The organism is Candidatus Hydrogenedentota bacterium, from assembly GCA_013359265.1.
Lineage (GTDB): Bacteria > Hydrogenedentota > Hydrogenedentia > Hydrogenedentales > SLHB01 > JABWCD01.
Genome location: JABWCD010000029.1, coordinates 29,986 through 49,935, shown reverse-complemented (window position 1 = coordinate 49,935; position 19,950 = coordinate 29,986). Strand labels below are relative to the sequence as shown.

12 protein-coding genes are annotated in these 19,950 nt (G+C 60.9%); 1 reads left to right on the top strand and 11 read right to left on the bottom strand.

The features are described 5' to 3' along the window. Nucleotides 1-18 precede the first annotated feature (18 nt). A complete protein-coding gene (locus HUU46_21315; GenBank protein NUM56188.1) occupies nucleotides 19-2,796 on the bottom strand; it encodes a hypothetical protein in 2,778 nt (925 codons plus the stop codon). Nucleotides 2,797-2,962: 166 nt separating this feature from the next. On the opposite strand from HUU46_21315, the gene HUU46_21310 reads away from it, so the two are divergent. Next, nucleotides 2,963-3,484, top strand: a complete 522-nt coding sequence (locus tag HUU46_21310) for a ferritin (GenBank protein ID NUM56187.1) — start codon at nucleotides 2,963-2,965, stop codon at nucleotides 3,482-3,484. A gap of 76 nt (nucleotides 3,485-3,560) precedes the next feature. On the opposite strand, the gene HUU46_21305 is transcribed toward HUU46_21310, so the two are convergent. The 10 genes from HUU46_21305 to HUU46_21260 all read right to left on the bottom strand — a co-directional run bounded on the left by HUU46_21305 (nucleotide 3,561) and on the right by HUU46_21260 (nucleotide 19,878). Continuing rightward, a complete protein-coding gene (locus HUU46_21305) occupies nucleotides 3,561-5,303 on the bottom strand; it encodes an ABC transporter permease (GenBank protein NUM56186.1) in 1,743 nt (580 codons plus the stop codon). Between the two features lie 2 nt (nucleotides 5,304-5,305). Beyond that, on the bottom strand, nucleotides 5,306-7,123 hold the full coding sequence (locus tag HUU46_21300) for a hypothetical protein (protein NUM56185.1): 1,818 nt from the start codon (nucleotides 7,121-7,123) through the stop codon (nucleotides 5,306-5,308). Nucleotides 7,124-7,173: 50 nt separating this feature from the next. Continuing rightward, on the bottom strand, nucleotides 7,174-8,097 hold the full coding sequence (locus HUU46_21295; GenBank protein NUM56184.1) for an ABC transporter ATP-binding protein: 924 nt from the start codon (nucleotides 8,095-8,097) through the stop codon (nucleotides 7,174-7,176). Next, nucleotides 8,091-10,673, bottom strand: a complete 2,583-nt coding sequence (locus HUU46_21290; protein ID NUM56183.1) for a hypothetical protein — start codon at nucleotides 10,671-10,673, stop codon at nucleotides 8,091-8,093. Before HUU46_21290 ends, HUU46_21295 begins: the two co-directional genes overlap by 7 nt. Next, entirely contained in the window at nucleotides 10,670-12,628 is a 1,959-nt protein-coding gene (locus HUU46_21285; protein NUM56182.1) for a BatA domain-containing protein, read from the bottom strand. Before HUU46_21285 ends, HUU46_21290 begins: the two co-directional genes overlap by 4 nt. Further along, the gene (locus tag HUU46_21280; protein ID NUM56181.1) at nucleotides 12,625-13,518 is read right to left on the bottom strand and encodes a DUF58 domain-containing protein; all 894 of its coding nucleotides are present in this window, start codon (nucleotides 13,516-13,518) and stop codon (nucleotides 12,625-12,627) included. The genes HUU46_21285 and HUU46_21280 overlap by 4 nt, the downstream gene beginning before the upstream one ends. A 64-nt stretch (nucleotides 13,519-13,582) precedes the next feature. Next, on the bottom strand, nucleotides 13,583-13,969 hold the full coding sequence (locus HUU46_21275) for a four helix bundle protein (protein NUM56180.1): 387 nt from the start codon (nucleotides 13,967-13,969) through the stop codon (nucleotides 13,583-13,585). Between the two features lie 121 nt (nucleotides 13,970-14,090). Further along, on the bottom strand, nucleotides 14,091-15,086 hold the full coding sequence (locus tag HUU46_21270) for an AAA family ATPase (GenBank protein ID NUM56179.1): 996 nt from the start codon (nucleotides 15,084-15,086) through the stop codon (nucleotides 14,091-14,093). 21 nt (nucleotides 15,087-15,107) lie between these two features. Next, nucleotides 15,108-18,041 carry a VWA domain-containing protein gene (locus tag HUU46_21265; protein NUM56178.1) on the bottom strand — a complete coding sequence of 978 codons (2,934 nt, stop codon included), beginning with the start codon at nucleotides 18,039-18,041 and terminating at the stop codon, nucleotides 15,108-15,110. 244 nt (nucleotides 18,042-18,285) lie between these two features. After that, nucleotides 18,286-19,878 carry a hypothetical protein gene (locus HUU46_21260; GenBank protein ID NUM56177.1) on the bottom strand — a complete coding sequence of 531 codons (1,593 nt, stop codon included), beginning with the start codon at nucleotides 19,876-19,878 and terminating at the stop codon, nucleotides 18,286-18,288. Nucleotides 19,879-19,950 lie beyond the last annotated feature (72 nt).

Sequence of the window (19,950 nt, the reverse complement as noted above, 5' to 3'; positions counted from 1 at the left end):
CTCGCGACAAGACCAGGATTAGTCGTCATCGTCCAAAACGGCTACCGCCCCGGGCCAATGCTCCGCCCCAACGTGGGCGCGCCGCGCCAACTTCGGGTATGGCGTGTCGTAGCCCTTCGTCGCATGCCAGAGGATGCGGTTAAACGTCGACTCGTCCGCGAGGTCGATGTCATCGAGCGGCAATTTCTCCGACAGTCTCGCGTAGTGCCGCTGTGAGCCACGCAACGTCGCGACCTTCGGATTCATCTCGTCCAGCGGGATACTGTTGGGCAACGCGGTGTACGGCGTTAAATCGGGCGTATCCATGAAGCAGTCCGTCATGGGGTTCGCCGCGAGATCAAACTGCGTCATCGGCGGCAACCCGAGAATAAGCTGCATCGTACGCAACATGCTGCTTTGGTTGTAGTGCGCGCTGTTCACGACGTTGCGCTTGACATATGGGCTGATGCACAGCGCAACGGTGCGGTGCCCGTCCACGTGATCGAGCCCCGCCTGCGGATCGTCCTCGACGACGAATATCGCCGTCTCCGGCCAGAATTTGCTGTGCGAGACGGCCTCGACAATTCGCCCGAGGGCGAGATCGTTGTCGGCGACGGCGGCGCGCGGCGTCGGCATGCCCTCGCGCGTGCCGGAGGTATGATCGTTGGGCAACAGCATGATCATAAAATTCGGTAGCGACCCCTTCGCCTCGAATTCCTTTAATTCGCGAATGAAATGCGACGCGCGGTACACGTCCTGTACCTTTCCGGGAAACCCGACGAAGTCCTTGCACAGGTACGGCTCCAGGGTGTGCAACTCCGTCGTCGCCTCGATGGTGACGTTGCGCGTACCGTTCCTGTAATCGTTGTAGATGTCCGTCCACGTTGCGTTGGATGGCGTGATCTTCGCTTTCACGAATTCGCCATACACGCGAAGCGAGAGCCCCGCGCGTAGTACGTAGTCCCAAATGAACCCCGCGCCGGAATATGCGAGCGCGTCGTCGCCGTCATAGGGATAGCTGCGCGAGAAGTCGCCGAAGCTTTTCTCGATGTAGTCGGTGACGTATCCCTCGTTTGTCCACTGGTGCCCATCCGCGCTGAGCACGCCGTTGCAGTAGAAATTGTCCAGCAACACGAACTGCTCCGCGATTGCGTGATGGTTTGGCGTCACCTCGCGCCTGAACATTACCAGCCGCGGATCGCCATTGCCCTGCGGCATGTCGCCAAACACCTGATCGTAGGTGCGGTTCTCCTTGATGATGTAGAGCACGTGCTTGATGGGCGAAACTTCGCCGGGCCGTGTTGGAACGGCTACCGTCCTGGGTTTCACGCGCGCAAGATTCAGTTCGTTGTGAATCTTGGGCAGGCGCATGTTCGCCGCGACGCGTTCGGTGTACTCCTCTAGGGTCTGGTCATCAGGGACGGGCACGATCGATAGCGAACCACGATGGTCGTGCGAGTTGAACCCGCTCATCCCAGCGCCCATGTGCGTACGTTTCAAATCGAGATTGGCCTGCTCCTGCCGGCTGCCGACGCCCTTGGTATTGCCGATGTACAGCACGCCGTCGCGCATCGCAATTGCTCCCGGATACCAACCGGTCGGGACCAGCCCTTTCACGCGTTTCGCCGCAAGATCGATGACCGCAACCGCGTTGATGCCGCCGCTGCACACGTACAGCGTCGCGCCATCCGGCGACACCGCGAGCGCGTTTGGCGCGCATCCGAACGGCAGTTCGCGCAGAGGTTTCACGCCGATCGTATCAACAACCGAATCCGTCCGCGTATCGATGACGGATACGGTGTCGCTGTTCGCATTCGCGACGAAGAGGCGCGCACCGTTCGGCGACAGCGCCATCTCGCAGGGATGCAATTGGACGTCGATTTCGCGAACTACCGCACCCGCAGTGCAATCGATCACCGATACCGTTCCCGACGACGCGACGCCTGTCTTCGGATCGACGAGCACGCGCGACCCCGAGGATGGTCCGGTCACTTCGCCGTCACGCGGACGCCGCCCACCCCAGTTGGACACATAGGCCTTGGCGCCATGCAGCAAGACGGTATACGGCGCGATGCCGACCGAAATCTCCCGCTCCAGTTTGCGGCCCGCGAGATTCACAACGCCGACGCTATTGTTGCGGCTCAGCGCCACGTACGCGACACCGCGTTCGTCATCGATCGCGAAGCCGCCGGGGCTGGAGTTTTTGCCGCCCGGACCGGGCAGATCGATTTCGACATCGAACGCAAACGTGCCTTCGGCCTGACGCGACGCACCGCGCAGATACTGTTCCGTTGCCGAATTCCAGACCGTATTGCCGTCGCGCGACCATACAATCCCGCAAAAGCTGTTGCCGTCTTTCGGCAACTTCAGCGTCTGTTTTACCGACTTGCTCGCAGCGTCGACGATGACAACGTCGTTCTTGCCCTTCACGGCGATCAGGGATCCGTCCGGGCTGACTGCAAGCCCAACGGGGCGGCCTGGAAACAGCACCTGTTCCCCCGCGGGATCGATGCGTTGCGTCGTTGGGACCACGTAGGTCCCGTCGTCCTGAGGGCCGACCGCCGCCTTCACGAGAAACGTGTCCGGTCCCGATCGCAGTGCGGTGTCGATGCCGCGAGGGTGCTGAGTTGTGAGGCATCCCGCGCCGCACAGCAGCGCAAGCCCAATACCGATTCGCCGCATTTTCCGCGCCTCCCCGTTTGCCCGCCGCAGTGTATCGCCCACGCCTTGCCGCGTCAATGACCGCGCCTTGATCGCCCCTTTGCGCTGTGTTAGCGTGATGCATCCGGCAAGAAACCCAAGGAGAGTTTTGATCATGAAGCATGTCCGTACCATATCGCAGCCGCGCGCCGCGGCCATTGGCCCGGGTTACACCGCGCTGCAGCAGTTCTTGTTGTTCCTCTCGAAGGGCAAGCTGCTTCCATTCCTGTAGAATCGATCCGAATCGCAGTCACACGCCGTATTGCGGCGATGAGGTGCACGAATGATTAGCGGCAAGCTGGAAAAAGCGTTGAACAAACACCTGAACGCGGAATTGTTCTCCGCTTACCTGTATGCGGCGATGGCAGCGTACTTCGAGCACAAGAACCTGAACGGGTTCGCGAACTGGATGCGCATTCAGGCCCGCGAAGAGATGGGGCACTCGCTGAAGTTCTACACCTACATCCACGACGTGGGGGGGCGGGTGGAACTCGACGCCATTGCGAAGCCGCCGGTGGATTACAAGTCGCCGCTTGCTGTGTTCGAGGACGCACTCGGGCACGAGCAGAACGTTACGAAGGCCATCTACAAACTAATGGACCTTGCGCTCGCGGAATCGCACCACGCCACCAGCACATTCCTGCAATGGTTCGTGACCGAACAGGTCGAGGAAGAAAAAGTCGCTGACGACATCGTGAAGCGCCTGCGGCTCGTCGGCAATTCGCCCGAGGGCCTCTTCCTGATGGACCGCGAACTTGCCACACGCACATTTACGCCCGAGCCCGACGCGGGCGGCGCGGCGTAGGGGCCGGTCTTTCGACGAATCCTCCGGGCTTCGCGTTCACCGGCGCGAAGCCCGGTCCGTTTTTCGCTGTGCAGGATCACCGATCCTGGAGGTGGCGTCGCGCCAGAAGCCGCACGGACGCGCCGGTCACCAGGAAGGAGAACCCGGTCTGCGCGATCATACACAAGGCCCAAACAATGGCGCCTGACGTGTCCGCCCCGCGGACAACGCCTTCCTGCTGAAATTGGAACCCGTACGCCGTGATCGGCGAGAGGTTCCACCACGGCCGCAGCATCCAATTGTCCGGGTGGAAAAACGTAGCGATCGTGATGGCCGCGTTCACGAGGAACGGCGCGCACATCGCCCCCATGCTCCCCACCATCCCGTAGAGGACGCAGGCGGTTGTCCGCCTGCTGAGCAAGCCCGTGAACGTGGCGATGGATACGCACTCGAACGTCGTCACCGCAATCGTCACGATGCCTGCCGCGAAGTACGCTGCGGCCAGCGCGGACATGAACGGATACTGAATCAGCGGCAGCGACGCGAACGCCGCAAGCAGCAGGGGATACACGCACGCGCGGAGCGCGGCCAACACTTTTCCCCAGACATACTGCCGGGGCGTCAGCAGGGTCATGCGCAAAAGGTCCATCGTGTCGCGCTCGTACTCGCGGCTCCACGATGCGGCCGCCGAACCCGGCGCGACAAACGCCATGAGGATTGACAGCCCGATCATCCACGTGTACACCACGATGTGCGAATCCTGTTGGCGTACGCGGACAGTCGGCTCCGACGTCGTGTATCCAATGATGAGCATGACCGGCACCACGGCAACCACAATGAGCAGGAACCGCAGCGGCGTCATGCGTTGCGTGAGGCGCACCTGCAACACTTCGCGCGCGAGCAGCGGATTTCTCCCGTCGCGCACCGGCGGCCACGGCGGCAGTGCCCGATTGTCTCGGAACGCTGGCCGTGATTCGAGAAGAGAGCCGGGCAGGGTGGCGATCGACGTGAAGCTGCGCTCTTCGTGCTTCCGCACAATCATTCGCCGTGCGACAAGCAGCGCCAGCGCGGAGAAGAAGGCCTGTCCAAGGGCCGCGTTCACCGCCAGGTAGCCGGAGGACACGCCGCCGGTAACGCTCACTGCAACGTATTGGAAAGCACCCAGCGGCGACAGGGAAAGGAGAAACACTATTACAGTTTCGGCAATAGGACGCAGCGCAACAATTTCAAATATCTCGATCAGCGCAAACATAAGCCCGAACGGAATCATATACCCGCCCAACGCGATGAACGCGCACATGTAGCTGAGGGTTACCGCGCGCGGCGTGTTGCGCACCAACGCACTTGCCATGATCCCCGAGCTGCAACACGTCAGGGCGATGATCGCGAGGTACACCGCCGCCAGCGCCACAAACCGCGTGTCGATTCCCACGAGAAACATGGTCGTGCTGATAAAAGGCAGCATTGCCAACACGATCAAGACGAAGTAGCCCAGCGAACTCACGAGCTTGCCGAGCACAATGGCCGTCGGGCGAGTCAGGGTCAGCGCCAGGAGGTCGAATGTGTCGCTCTCGCGCTCGACGACGATAGACGTCGCCGCATACCCCGGCAGGAGAACAAGGGCCGCGCATAGCAGCGTCATGGACAACCCGCCGAAAATAGTCATCGACTGGAGCGACATCTGCATCGGCGATGCGACCGCGCTCGGATAGTTCGACGAAACCACCAGCGCCGCGACCACCAACACGCCCGCCAGCAAAAGCATCGGCCTGGGCCGCCGCAAGTCCCGAATCAGCTCGCGCTTCACGAGTCCCCAAAACGGAATCAGCGCGCGCCGCATCGTCACGTTGCCTGCGCGTAGAACTGCGCGTACCGTGCCGCCGCCCAGCGCAACAATACGTACGCATTCGCCGCGTGGAGCCCGCAACTCACTAGCCACATGATCACCATGACGAACACGGCGCCCGGACTCGCCAGAGGGAGCAGGTTAAATGCGATCGCCGGAGACACGACCGCGGCGAAACAACTCCAGTAAATCGGCACTTTATTGTTGAATATCACAAGCGAGGCAAGTACGGGCAATGCGTGAAGCAGCGTCAGCCACGTAATGCCGGCGACCATTGTCGCAGGGGTCCGCTCGCCCCCCATCCCCGCGAGCAGGCAGAACGCAACGCACTCGAGCAGCGTCACCGCAACGGTCGGAAGTCCCGCAACGAACAGCACGATCGAGTCGAGCCCGCCGAGCAGCCCGAACGCCGCCGGAAAAGACACCACGAAGAGCGACACGGCAAACTGGTACGAAGCGCGAATCGCCGCCAGCGCTTTGCCCGACACAATCTCGCGTGGCGTAAGCGTCGTCATGCGCAGCATATCAAACGTCTCGTTCTCGCGTTCGCGCGCCCAGCGCGCGGACGTCGCCACCGGTGCAAGCACGACCGCGCCAAACAGGCCCAGATTCACCCATATTTGCGTGAGCCGAAGCGTTTCTCCACCGCTCATCGTGCCCACGGCGATAAGAAACGACGTGCCAAAGATAACTGCGCCAACGAGGAAGAGTATCGCCGCGCGCGGACCGGTAACGCGCGTGTCAAGCCGAAGCTGGATCAACTCGCGCGCAAACATCGGGTTGACTTCATCGCGCACCGGCGGCCAAAGAGGAAGCGGCGCTTCGTACAGATACTCGATGTCGACCACGCGCGGCTGTGGTACGGCCGCGCGGGGAAGCGGCGGAGGAACGTCGCGTAGCGCGTACGGAGAAGAACGCTGCTGCGCGTTTTCTCGCTGTAGAGGACGCGCTTGATTTCCCTCCCGCCCCACGCCGATTGGATTTAGGTACATCCGTTTTTCGCTTGGCCTCGCCAGGATGCGCGCGGCGTATGCAGTTGCGCCGAAAGCAACCGCGACTTGCGCGACGAGCGCTGTGATTGGCGCGGAGAATTTCCCGGCTACGGACGCGGGATCGGAAATGATGGTCCCCAGGGACGAGACCGGCGACGCGAAGAAGAGGAAATCCGTGACGTTTAGTAAGAGCCATTCGTACGTGGAAGGGACGAGGAGACTCAAGACGAATCGAACGATATACAACGGCAGCATGTATCCGACGAGTACAAGAAAGATCACGGCGTAACTGGCAAAGATGGCGCCTGTCGTCGATTGCCCGACTGCCGAGCAGACTACCCCGATGCTCGCGCTCGATACGGCCGTCGCGATGACGGTCAGAAACGCGAATACTACCAGCGGCACGTCAACGCCTATCAGAAATGCGGATATGCACATCACCGGCAACACCGCGCACGCCATAAGCAGGTAATACCCGACCGCGTTCAACGCCTTCGAGATCACAATCCCCCACGGCCCGAGCAGCGTAAGCCACAACAACGCGTAGGTGTCCTGCTCGCGTTCGAGTACCAGCGACGAGGCGGCGACTGGCGGCAGCAACAACACCGCCGAAACAAACAGCACGCCGGTCACCGCGGCGAATATATGCTGCGACGCTTCCCGTAGCGCAGCCGGGCTCATGTCGGCGTCGGGGTATAGCGACAGGACCGTGGTCACTGCGGCCACTACGACAAACCCCACCAGCCCGAGCGCGCGCGGTCTGCGCAACAGCCGGACCAACTCGCGATTCACCACCGCGCCCATGGGCAGAAGGTCGTTCAATCGAACGCCCGCCCGGCATTTTTGGAATTGCGACACGTGCCCATGCCGGTTTACAACCCTCCCTTCGTAACGTGCAGGAACACGTCCTCGAGCGTGCCTTCGTCCTGGCTGAACGACAGTACTTTCACGCCCGCGGACACGAGCGACGTGTTCAGGTTTGCGAGCGCGATGCGGTCGAGTTGCGACACGAAGTTGAATTCACTGCCGGAGCGCTCGAGATTGCTTACCCCGGGCGTCGCTTCGAGGATGCGCATCGCGTCGTCCTCCCCCGCAATCACCTCGATGCGCACCTCGCGCTCCTGTTGGAGCGAGTTCAGAATCTCGCGGAAATCGCCGCACGCCAACAGCGTTCCATGCTCGATGATCCCGATTTTGTTGCACATGTCGCCGAGTTCGGAGAGGATATGCGACGAAATTAAAATGGTCTTGCCCATTCCCTGCAACGTCTTCAGTAGTTCGCGCATTTCGATGCGCGCGCGCGGATCGAGCCCGCTCGCGGGTTCGTCGAGCAGGAGCACCTTCGGATCGTGCAGCAGCGTCTTTGCCAGGCAGCACCGCTGCTTCATGCCGCGCGAAAACGCACTGACAAAATCGAACGCCTTTGATGTGAGGTCCGTCAACGCCAGCACGTCGTCGATAATCGTCTTCCGCTTCTTGCTTGGAATTTTGTACGCCGCGCCGAAAAAATCGAGGTACTCCCGCAAGCGCATCCCGTCGTACACGCCGAACGAGTCGGGCATGTACCCGAGAATCCTCTTAATCTCATACGGTTGTTTGGTCACGTCGATCCCGTCGATAAACGCTGCACCCGATGTGGGCGCGAGCAGTGTCGAGAGGATGCGAATCGTTGTTGTCTTCCCCGCGCCGTTCGGGCCGATGAAGCCGAAGATGTCGCCTACTTCGAGCGTCAGATTCAATTCCTTCAGCGCGGTAAACGTGTTGTATCGTTTGGTCAGCGAACGGGTCTCTACGATTGCCATTTCTTCCATACTCCGCCGTAGGCTTCGGTTTGGGGCACAAGAAGGCGCGCGCGCACGTCCACGCGCGCGTATTGTGATTTCGGATCGATCCCGGGGATGGCGACCTCGCCGTCGATCTGCAGGGTCTGCGGATTCATGCGCGACGCCCAGTCGTCGATCGTATACGTTGTGACGCGCACGTTTTGCCCGTCTTTTCCGGCGTTTACCGTTTCGCCACGATGCTCCGCGGCCCACGACTCGTCCGTACCTTTCGGATAATAGACGACGTCGGCCTGCTCGCCCCCCACCATGCCCGAGTACACGTCCACTTCGAGAACGCTGTCGGCATGGGCAAGGCACTGCCGCGGGATTTCGATCTGAATGGCAATCGGCTCGCCGCCCGAGATCGAATAACGCAACGAATCCCCGCCATAGTTGAAACTCGGATCGAACTGCCCCTTGCGCTGTGCGAACGGCACGTCCGCCTCGAGTTCCACACGGCGTGGTGCGGCGCCTTCGCCAGTGGCGATGGTCACGTCGGCGACGAGCAATGTTGCATAGATGCGCTCGTTCGCCGGTTCGCCGATATCCAAGCTGCGGTACGGCTTTTGATCGATCCACCCGCACACATAAGGCCCGACGCGCTCGTCGGGAAACGCGCTGTTGCGCTCCGATGCGAACAAATCCTCCATGTACGCTTCGCGCAATCGATTGGTGTCCAGGAGGTTGCCGCCGTAGTACCCGTAGCTCATGAGCAAGTTCCGGTCCGCCGCGCTCAACAGCGCGTCGCGCGACCCAATTTCCTCGTTCGAGAAGGCCGCGTTCCACCGGTTGCCGTCCACGCGCAGGGGCGACCGCGTGCCGTTCACCAGCAGGAAGGGGTTGCGCACGGTCAGGCCGGTGTTGTTGACCAGGTCGCCGTGGATACCATTCGCGTCCCACACGAGCGCGCCATCGATCGTGCCGGGTGATGCTATCTCGGATTCGACCTGAACTATCCGCATCTCGCTCGCGCCGACGGAAAAGTTATTTACGATCGAGTCGGGCCCCTGCACGAATTGGAAGGCGTTGACGCGCCCCATAATCGAACTGCGTTGCGGCGTTCCCATGATCATGCTGCGCGCTTCAATGTCTTGCACGAGCGGATATGCGTGAGTGAACGTCAGCGTGTAACGTGACGACCGCGCGGCGACAATACCAACGGTGGATCGCAGCTTGGCCGTCGGGCTTTCGAGCGGCACGCGCAACACTTCGATCTGCGATATTTCGGTGGCCTTCGCGCGGCCCGCCGTCCCGTAAACGAGCGCATACGCGGTAAACGCGAACGAGACAAACACCAACGTCACCCACGCCATCTCGCGGCGCCTCAGCAGGCTCCAGAATATCCAATTGCCAACGATGCCGATCGCGAAGTACAGGCCGAGGTATATCATCACGGACGAACGCGGATACACGCGAATTCCGGCGGCCGTCGGCAAAGTGTTCGCCGCTTGCCACGACGCCGCATCGTAGTGAGGTTCGGACGCCTCCTCCCGCAGATCGATGAGACTACTCCATAATTCGATGAAGCCGTTTGTCTCGTGGAGCGCCTTGCCCGCCGCGTCCACCGCGATGGTGACGACGTGCCCCGACCCGATCGATCGCGCCGTCGCCAACACCGCTGTGCCGGCGTCGCCTCCGAGGTCCTGGACATAGCATTCGTCCGACGGCGTGATGGCCGAATACACGATGCTTTTCCCCTCGCGCGCACCCTGCATGCGTTCCCCATTGAAAACGCTTCGGGCAAATGCCAACTCGTTGCCCGGAACAACGTCCCCAATCCGGACGCCGGCGAGTTCCTCGACCCAGGTGCCGCGCAGCCGCGCGGCGTTTTCGCCCACACACAGTACGACAACACCCCCGTGTTCAATGTAGCGCCGTACAAGTTCCTGCTGACGCGGCGGCACCTCGTTCGGATTGATGCGTCCCAAGATGATCATCGTGTAGGGATCGTAGCACTGCGGATACTCGGGAAGCTGGCGCAATTCGCTCGTACCCATTCCCTCGCGATGAAATCCCAGTCCCGGACTGACCCGCTGCACCGCGTTGTACAGGAACCCATAATCCGCGGGCTCGTCATCGAGCACGAGCGCGAGCACGTCGTTTCCGTCGATGGGCGACAGATTCAGTTTCAAGGGATCAGGCAGCGCGCGCCGCCGTCCGCTGTACAGCATGACGTTCATGGACGAGGCGGCGCCGAAATTGCAGTACGCGCGAAACCTTTTGCGAGAACCCTTCGGCGATTCGACGGGCACGCGATAGATTGGGCTCCGCGGCTCGTCCAGTTCGAGCAAGGTGACCTCGAGTACGCCGGAGATATCCTGCTTGTTGTTGGTAACGATTACGTCGACGGGCACCCATGCGCGCTCGCGAAATTTGGAAACAAACCGCGGCAGAATATCGATCTGGAGTTCGCCCTCCGCCGCGATCGGGGTCTCCGGTTGGCCGAAGCAGGGCATCGCAATCGATACGCAGACGAATAACGCGCAGGCCGGCATTCGATTTCGAGCAAACGCCAAGAGAGACCGCAGCAGTGCCAAACGAGCGATCACATCCATGCCCTCCTGCTGAATACCCACCACTCGAGCGCGAGGACGCCCAGCGCGATCGCGATCAGCGCGCGCCATACTTCGCGGTTTCGCCGCACGTTGCCGCGTTCAGCCGCAAGTTCACTGCTGCCAATCGCCAAGGTGGCTGACGGCCCGACTGCGCTTTCGTTTGCGTCGAGCAGATTGACGGCGAACCGCTCCTGTACGTCCCCCAGTTGCACGGTGTACACGCCGGCATGCTGCGTATTACTGTAAAACACCGGGCGCAACGGATCGAGGGGCACGGACTCCGTCCGGCCATCCGGCCCTGTGATCGTTGCGGTGGTCACTTCCGGCTTCGCGATGAGGGTCAGCGGCAGCCCCGCGTCAATGGAATTCTCGGAAGCCAACGCCGAGCGCGGTACCCAGGCGAGCACGTTCTGGAAAAACAACGGAAACGACAGATTGAGCGGCCAATCGGAGTCCGCGTGGTCGAACGCGATCCACACGATTTGCTGGCCCCCGCGCGATACATCCGCGATAAGCGCACTGCCTGTCGTTGAGACAATCGCGCGCGCGCCCTGCGGCAACGCGGCCTTCACCGCACTTCGAATGCCGACATTCGCAGGGTTCAGCGCAAAGCGCATCAGCGGGTGCTCGGCGTCGGTCGCAATCACCGGCGGGCCGTCTATCGTCCCTTCACTCACGAGACCATCAACGGGCGGCAGCGCCTTGATGAATACAAGCGTCCCGGCCGGAAGTTGCGCCGGCGCGGCATCGTAGAAGATCGTGAGGTCGTAGTCCGTCGTGGCGGCAAAGTTTGCGGGCGCAATGGTATTCAACTCCACGCGGGGGTCTGGCGTGAGTACACGTTGCAGGAAGTACGTTCCCGTCGCGCCGGGATCGGCGACAAGCAGCACGCGCAACTTCGCCGCGGGCCGCAGCGACAACCACGCGTGGTCGTCCGCTGCCAGCGCGTCGTCGCTGTCAAGTTCCGCTTCGAGAATTCCTTCGCCCAATGCGTTGTGCGCGAAAACCAGTTCGCGGTCTTCTCCGGGCCCTACCTCGACGCCTTCAACCGCCAGCGGCTGATCGTTGAACGATAGTGTCACCGTTACCGCCGACGTCTGCGTGCCCGCGTTGTGCAGCGATACCAGCGCCTGGTGTTCGCCCGACTCGCCCGGAACAGGCTCGCGCACGCTCATTGCCATGATGCCAACGTTCTCCGCGCGCTCGCCCACTTGCAGAAAGCTCAATCCGTACCCTCCCGACGCGGATGCCGCGGATTCGTCCGTTGCTTGCCTGCCGGACGCGAAGAAGCGCGGTCCGATCTCGTCGATATCGGCGACGTTTCCGTCGCTGATAATCACTGCATGCAGGTCCGGCGTGGTCAACCGCAGCGAATGGGCGACAAACATGGCGTCACGCAGCCGCGTGCGCGTGTCCACCGGCTCGATCGACGCGATTGCCGCGCGCAGTTTGGCCCGGTCATCGGTGAGTTCACTCAGTACGTCGGCAGTCTCCGCGAACGTTACCACCATCATCCGATCCCCACGCTGCATCGCCGCGACGAGGTCAAGGGCTTTCGTTTTCGCCACGTCCATGCGCAATTCACTTCCTTCTCGCGTCTGCATACTTGCGGACCGATCGATCAAAAGGCACAGGTTTTGTCCGGCCGTCCCCGGCAACTTGAAAAATGGACGCGCGAGCGCGAGCGCGACGAACAAGACAACGATAATCTGCAACAACAGCAGCAGGTTCCTGCGCAACCGTTGGAAAGGCGCGTTCGCGGTGAGGTCCTCAATGGTTTTCGCCCAGAGCAGGGTGCTTGCGATCACGACCTGCGTCCGCCGTAGCTTCAGTAGATAAAGAATGACGATGACGGGTACAAGCCCGAGGAACCACAAGTACGGCGGTGCAAGAAATGCGCTACTCAGCCCATTGCTGGCATTTCGCCAGAACTGATCCCAGGGCGTCATTTGAACATCCCCCCGCGGCGCAGGGCATCGAGCGTGAGCCGTTCGAGCGATTCGTCGCTCGGCGCAAAAATGTACCCGATGCCACGCGCGAGACAATACTTCCGAATACTTTCGCAAAAACCTTCGAGGTTTCTCTTGTAGCGTTTAAGCAACGACGGACTCGCGCTGACCTCCACGTGCATCGCGTATTCGCTGTCGAGCAGCTTCAGGTCGCCGGCGATCGGCGGATCGATTTCTTCGCGTGACAACACATGGACCGCATAACAATCCGATCCCGACTGCAGCAACCGGCGAAGGCAACCCTCGTAGCCTTTCCGGTCGAGAAAGTCCGAGAACAGCACCGCGACGCCTTTTGCGCGGTTACGCAGGACATATGATTTTGTCGAGTCTTCCAATGCCGTTTTGCCGTCCGCGCGCACCTCGCTAAGAAACGTCAGCAGCTTTCCCGCGTGCGCGCGCCCGCGGCACGGCGCGAGCCGGTGCGTCATTCCGTCCGCAAACGACTCGGCGGACACCCGGTCATACCCAACCAACCCGATGTACCCAACGGCCGCGGCCAGTTTTGTCGCCAAGTCAATCTTCGACGGAGTGCCAAACCCCATCGATCGGCTTGCGTCAATCAGTAAGTGAACGGTTAAGTCTTCTTGCTCCTGGAAGAGTTTCAGGTATAGCGACTCCAACCGCCCGAAGATATTCCAGTCAACATGGCGCAGATCGTCGCCTTGCACGTAATCTCGATAGTCCGCGAACTCGACACTGCTTCCTTTGCGTTTGCTCTTGCGTTCTCCCTTCGCCATGCCGAGCTGCGATTTCCTCGCCAGCAAGGCAAGCCGCTCCAGGCGCTGGAGGAATTCTGCGGAGAGGAGAGTGGCTGAGGTTGCCGGCGTCATGGCAAGTCGGGTTCCGGGTTCCGGGTTCCGGGTTCCGCAGAAATGTAACCTGGAGTGTGGGCTGTCATGATGCTGCCTTTGAAACTGGCGAAGTTAACGATGAATGCAGCTTAATGAGCATTTTTCCAACGTCCTGCGCCAAGTTCCACGTTGCCTTGATTTGTTCGCGAGAAATGTATCCCAACTTGACCGCGATAATGAGGTGGGTCTCGAGTTCCGCCAACGAACCTCGCGCGATGGAAATATGTTGAAGATATTCGCGCCGGTGCGATCGACCGTATCCTTCGGCAACATTGGCCGGTATAGATACGGCAGCGCGCTGCGTCTGCGACGTTAGAGCGTACCTTTCCGTGTCCGGAAAGCTTTTCGTTACACCATATACACTGACAACCAGATCAATCGACCTCTTCCAGACATCTAAGTCACGATACGTAGTCAAGGCTCTGGCCATTATTGCCTCCTGTGTAAGTATCCCCGCAAGTCCCGGGGGTCTCCCCGTGGATACCATTGCGTGGGCGAAAACTCTTCGTTTGCGTGCCCGCGGAACCCGGTACCCGAAACCCGAAACCCGCTCACGCCACTTTCGCCGCGGTATCCGTCTTCGTCAACAGGTCGGCGACGATCTGATCAGAGGTCACTCCATCCGCTTCTGCTTCGAAGTTCAGGATGATCCGATGCCTCAGCGCGGGCAACGCCGCGACGCGGATATCGTCAAACCCGACGTTATACCGTCCGGAGCGCAGTGCACTGACTTTTCCGCCGAGCATGAGCGCCTGGGCGCCGCGCGGGCTGGAGCCGAACCGCACGTACTTGTTCACCAATTCGGTCGAATGTTGCTTTGCCGGCTGCGTGGCAAGCACCAGCCGCACGGCGTAGTTCACTATCTGCGGCGCGGCGGCCACGTCGCGCACGAGTCCCTGCCAGTTGGCGATGGATGCGGCGTCCATCACGGAAGTGCCGTGGGCCACGTCGCGCACCGTCGTGCGGTCGAGTATCTTCATCAGGTCCTGTTCGCCGGGATAATCGACGAGCAGCTTATAGAAGAACCGATCGAGTTGCGCCTCGGGCAACGTGTAGGTCCCTTCCATTTCGATCGGGTTCTGTGTCGCCATCACGAAGAATGGCTCTTCGAGTTTGTGAATGTGCCGTGCCACGGTCACCGTATGCTCCTGCATCGCTTCGAGCAGTGCGGACTGCGTCTTCGGCGTCGCACGGTTGATTTCGTCCGCGAGAACGATGTTCGCGAAAATCGGCCCAGGGCGAAAACGGAATTCGCGGTGTCCCGCATCGTCTTCCGCGATGATATTCGTGCCGATGATGTCCGCGGGCATCAGGTCGGGCGTGAATTGAATGCGCGAAAAATTCAGGCTCAACGCCTCGCTCAACGTCCGTACGAGCAGCGTCTTTCCAAGTCCCGGCACGCCCTCGAGCAGGCAGTGCCCGCCCGCGAACAGGCACGTGAGCACGCCGTCGATTATCGTCTCTCCGCCGACAATCACCTTTGCGATCTCGTCGTGCAGGCGTTGAAAGTCCTGTCGAAAATCCTCGGCGGCTTTCACTACGTCCATGATTCTTCTCCTTTTCGCGCGCTATCGCTTTCGTTTTCGTTTGTCCAGCGCGCGGTCCTTGGCTTCCAACAATTGTCGCGTGTAATCCGAGCGGCCCTTCGCCTTCATCTCGTCCGCCGTCACCGTAACTCCGCCGCCGTCCGCGACGGGGGCGTTTACCGGCGTATGCATCGCGGCGACAGCCTCTTGTCCTTCCAGGGAAAAAGTTCCCGACGCAACGTACACAAAACTCGTCGAGGGCGCGGTCATTGTGCCGTAGGCGCCGGTGAGTTGCGTCCGTTTTTGTGTGGGTTGCGGAATCACTCGGGCCAATCCGGGCAGCCGGCGCAACAGCGCAATTGCCCATGCGAAAACGGACGCAACGTTGAATACGACACGTCGCACAAATATCTCGACGGGAAACAGGCATGCGCCCGCAGCGGCGAGGTACGGCCAGATCGGCATGATCGACCGCTGCTTCGGAAGGTTGTGCTCGAACGGGTTATCGGTCGGTTTGGCGACGCGCCCGCCGCCAACTGCCGCAAGCCGTTCGAGCAACGGCAGGTTCGTCGTGTTGTGTTCGTATTCTTTCGAGTAGTTCAAGGCGAGGCCCGCGGGGATCATCCCCTGCGAACCGTCTTCGCGCGTGTACGTCATGTTGATCATGTACACGCCACGATTGCCGAGCGGAAACGTGCCTTCGTAGATTCCCGGCGCTGTCTGCGCGATCGCAATGTCTTGTCGCGCAAAGTCCGGCGGCGGTCCCGTCACCACGCCTTTCGGCTTCAGAAAGTTGACGTATTGTCCCTGATCGTTTACCGCGTCAATCTTCAGGTATCCTTTGCCGTCTTTGATCGACGTCTCGACGCGAAAGTTCGACGGCGAGGTCTCGCGCATGGACCACCGGACCGCCTGCGACCAAAACCGGCCGAATCCGTCCCACTCGAGCCAGCGTGGCGCCCAGCGCGTCGTCACGTCCGATGTATATGCCACTGACTTGCCCAGGCCATACCGCCACTGCGCCAACACCGGATCGCCCTCGTGCGACACCAGCGAAACGATCGCATTGTCCTTCGGCGTGGTCGCCACGTAGCCCAGCAGGTCCGGCATCGCGTCCGACGAAAGGCCGCGCAAGATTTCCGAATCGTACTGCACCTGCGGTGTGAACTGCTTCTCGATCAGCATTCCCTTCTTCACGACCGCCGCCTCCTTGGTGAGAATCTGCGGGACGTCGTAGGGGTTTTGCGTGTAGTAGAAGCGGCCGTTGCCGGAACCCGCAATCGCCTGGAGCAATTGCACGTCCGCCCCGTCGCCAATCGCAACGGTCGAGACCGTGATCGACGCCTCGTTCATCGCCTGCAACACGGCCGGATAGTCTCCGCCTTGCGACTGTCCATCCGTCAGCAACACGATGTGCCTTAACGAGGCCGTCGCCCGCAACAGCGCGTCGTAGCCCTGCACCAGCGCGGGATATATGTCCGTTCCGCCGCCCGGCCCAATCCCTTCGATTGCTCGGATAATCGCCGACCGGTTTCGCGCTTCCTGCACGTCCACGACCCAATACGGTTCGCTGTCGAATGCAACGACGCCCACGTAATCCTGTTCACTCAGCAGCTTCACGGACGCAATCGCCGCGGCCTTCGCCAATTGCACCTTTTCGCCGGACATACTGCCCGACTTGTCAAGCACCAGCACGAGCGCGCCCTGCGGCATCACTCTGCGCTGCTTCAGATCCATGCTCACGGGAAGCGCGCGCTCCACCGGCGTCTCAAAATATCCCCCCGCGCCAAATGTGTCCGGCCCGCCGACCATCACCAGCCCAATTCCCATATCGCGAACCATCACCTCGAACGATTTCAATTGATCGCTGGACAGATCGGTCGCGCTCACGTTAGACAGGACCAATGCGTCGTAGTTCTGCATTTGCGCGAGCGTCGTCGGCATCGATCCGAAATCCGCGCGATCGACTTGCAGCCCTTCCGCGGCCAGCGCTTCGCCCAATCGCGCGCTGTGCTCGGGATCGGCCTCTAGGTACAGCACCTTCGGCTGGCCATATATCACTGTGAACGCGCGGCCTTCGTTATTCGCCGTAACCGTGTCACTCGCCGATTCGACGACGGCCTCATATTCATAGAATCCCGGCGTCACAAGTTCCTGCGGCAAGAGAAACGCGTTCTCTCCCTTTTGCAGGTGCACCTGCGCGGGCGGCAGCATCACCGTCCCGTCCTTGACCTTTTGATACAGTCGCAGCGTCGCCTCGCAGTCCTGGTCGGCGTGCACCGTCACCTGCACTTTGAACGGCTCGCTCGCGTTCACACGGTTTGGCGCGGACACTTCGGCGATGCGAACCTCGCTCTGTCCTCCGATATCGAGCGGCACGAAATCCACCGACGCCCCAATCGCGTTGGCAAGTTTGATCTCCTCCATCACGGAACCGTGCGTCTCGTTGCCGTCTGTGAATGCGACAATGCGGCGCATATACCCTTGCGGTGACGCGGCAATGGCGAGCCGCAACGCAGCGGCCAGGTCGGTCTGTTCCCCGCCAACTTCCGACTGGACCGATTCGAGCGCCGGCTTGGGGCCCACCGCAAGTTCGATGCTCGGGTACTCGCCGAACACGATCACGCCCGCCTCGTCTTTTGACGTCATATATGCGTCGCAAAGCGTCTGCACGGCCCGTTCCGCTTCGGCCCGTCGCGCCGCGGGCACGCTGTCGGACTGGTCAAGCAGAAAGAACACTGCTAGTTTGTCATTGAATCGAATGAGTTCCGCGCCGGCCAGCGCGGCAATGAGGCACAACAGCACGAGACATCGCAACGCGATCGAAATCCACTTGCGCGATTGCGAAAGCGTACGCACGCGCCGGCCCAGATATATCGTGTACGGAACCAGCGCGAGAAGCAGCAGTGCCCATGGATACGCAAAACGCATCCCAAACGTGTTCAACAGCGGCAGATGGTCCCACCAGTTGCTCACGAATGCCGCTCCGTGACAGGGTGTGCGGAGAAGATTGGCTGTGCACGATCTACGGGAGTCGTAGGTTTGCTGCGAAAATGGAAAGTCTCGGCGCGGCCGATCGGTCCAATGAACCTAACCGTGCGGCGCGCGGGAGCGTAGCAGGGCCGGTACTGAAATCGAACGTCTTGCAATCGTAAGCCTCTCGCACCAAGAGCAACTCTCAGGCACCGTTACGGCCGGGACGGGACGAGCGATGAATCCTTTACGGCGCCACCGGAGTTTCCGCTGTGGCGGGGTCAGGTCCGGGTGCGCTGACCTGGCGCCGGTTCTCCGGCTCCAGCGACCCGAAATACTGCCGCACGAATTCCTTTGCGCCCGGCGGGATTTCTTCCTTCGTTAGCGCCTCTTCGCTCTGCTGTTGGATCTGTACGATTGCCTGGGACGAGTAATCTATGGTTGCGCTCTCGTCGCCGTCCGGCGCCGCGCGCTGCATGATTGTCGCGAGGATTTTGCCCTTGGTCACTTCGCCGGGCACCATCGTTGGGTCGGCCGAGGCTTCAAAACCGGGCGCCTCGCCCTCGCGATTGCCCTGGCCCCAGCCCGCGTACAGCCCGCCCTGACCGGCGCCCCATCCATTGGCTCCGCCTTGGCCAAGGCCCGGAACCTTGCCGAGCCCCATGAGATATTTGTCGCAGTCGCCTTTGCACATGCCTTTGCAGGCGCTGCAATACATTTTGTTCTTGCACTCGCCGAGCTTACCTTCGCATTTGCTCAGTTTTTCGAGCTGCTCCACCAGTTTCTTCAGGTCTTCAAGCGAGAGCTTGACGCCTTCCATCGCCTTCTTCGCGGCCTCGATGTCATCCATCTTCAACGCAGCGGACAGCTCTGAAAGGGCCTTCGCCAATTCCGGGTCCATCTCGCCGAGCATGTTCGCGAGGTTGGCGAGTTCGGTAGCGATTTTCTCTTTCTCCTCCGGCGTCGCATTTTCGGAAAGCGCCTTTTCCGCGAGTTCCTGCGCTTTCTGCTGCGCCTCGCCAAACTCGCCTTTCTGCACATTCTCGGCGAGGTCCTTGCTGAACTCGAGCTTCGAGATCTCATTCGCCAGATTCGGCAGCGCAGCCTTCTCCCCGAGTTTCTCGCGCTGTTCCGCCAAACGGTCGGTGAGATTCGTGAGCTTTGCAAACGCCTGCTTCTCCGACAGCTCTCCGGACTTCAATTGCTCGGCAATGCGTTCGATTTCGCCAGTTAACGCGGCAAGGTCCGCGTTGTCCTCCAGCCCGAGTTCTTTCAACAGCTTTACAATTTCCTCGAGCCGTTGCGCCTCGACGCGCATCGCCGTTTCCTTGGCCTTCGCCTCGGCTTCGCGCTTGCGCTGCCCGAACAAATCAAACTCGGGCAGCAGTACGTAGCCCACCAGGAACAGCACAACCGGGAACGCAAGCCAACGGATTGCGCGCGGCGTCGTAAAGGGGAATTCGCCCGTGTAATTAAGCCGCGCCAACTGCGCGCGCGCGTCGGCGTGCACGGCATCGACCATCGCACCCTCGACGCCCTCCAACTGCAGCGAACTGGTGATACGTTCGTGGAGGCCCAGGCGTTTGTCCGCTTCGAGCGCCGCCTTCAGTACGCTCGGACGCTTCCACACGGAAAATGTCGTCGCGGCAAGGAGCCCCAAGACGACAAGCACGAGGGACACCGGTTCCACCGGTCCGACCGTCGGGAACAGCCGCGCCACCAACAGCCACCCGCACGCGAGCGCGGTACTCGCAATGAGCGAAATAACTACCGCTCGCGTCCACTGTGTGATGAACAGTCGTAACCGAAGCCGTCGCAGCGCAGCCATCAATGGGTCCATGAACGGCAATCTCCTGTTGGCGACTACGAGTATAGCCCACATCCCGAAGAACGGCAATACGAATAAACGCGT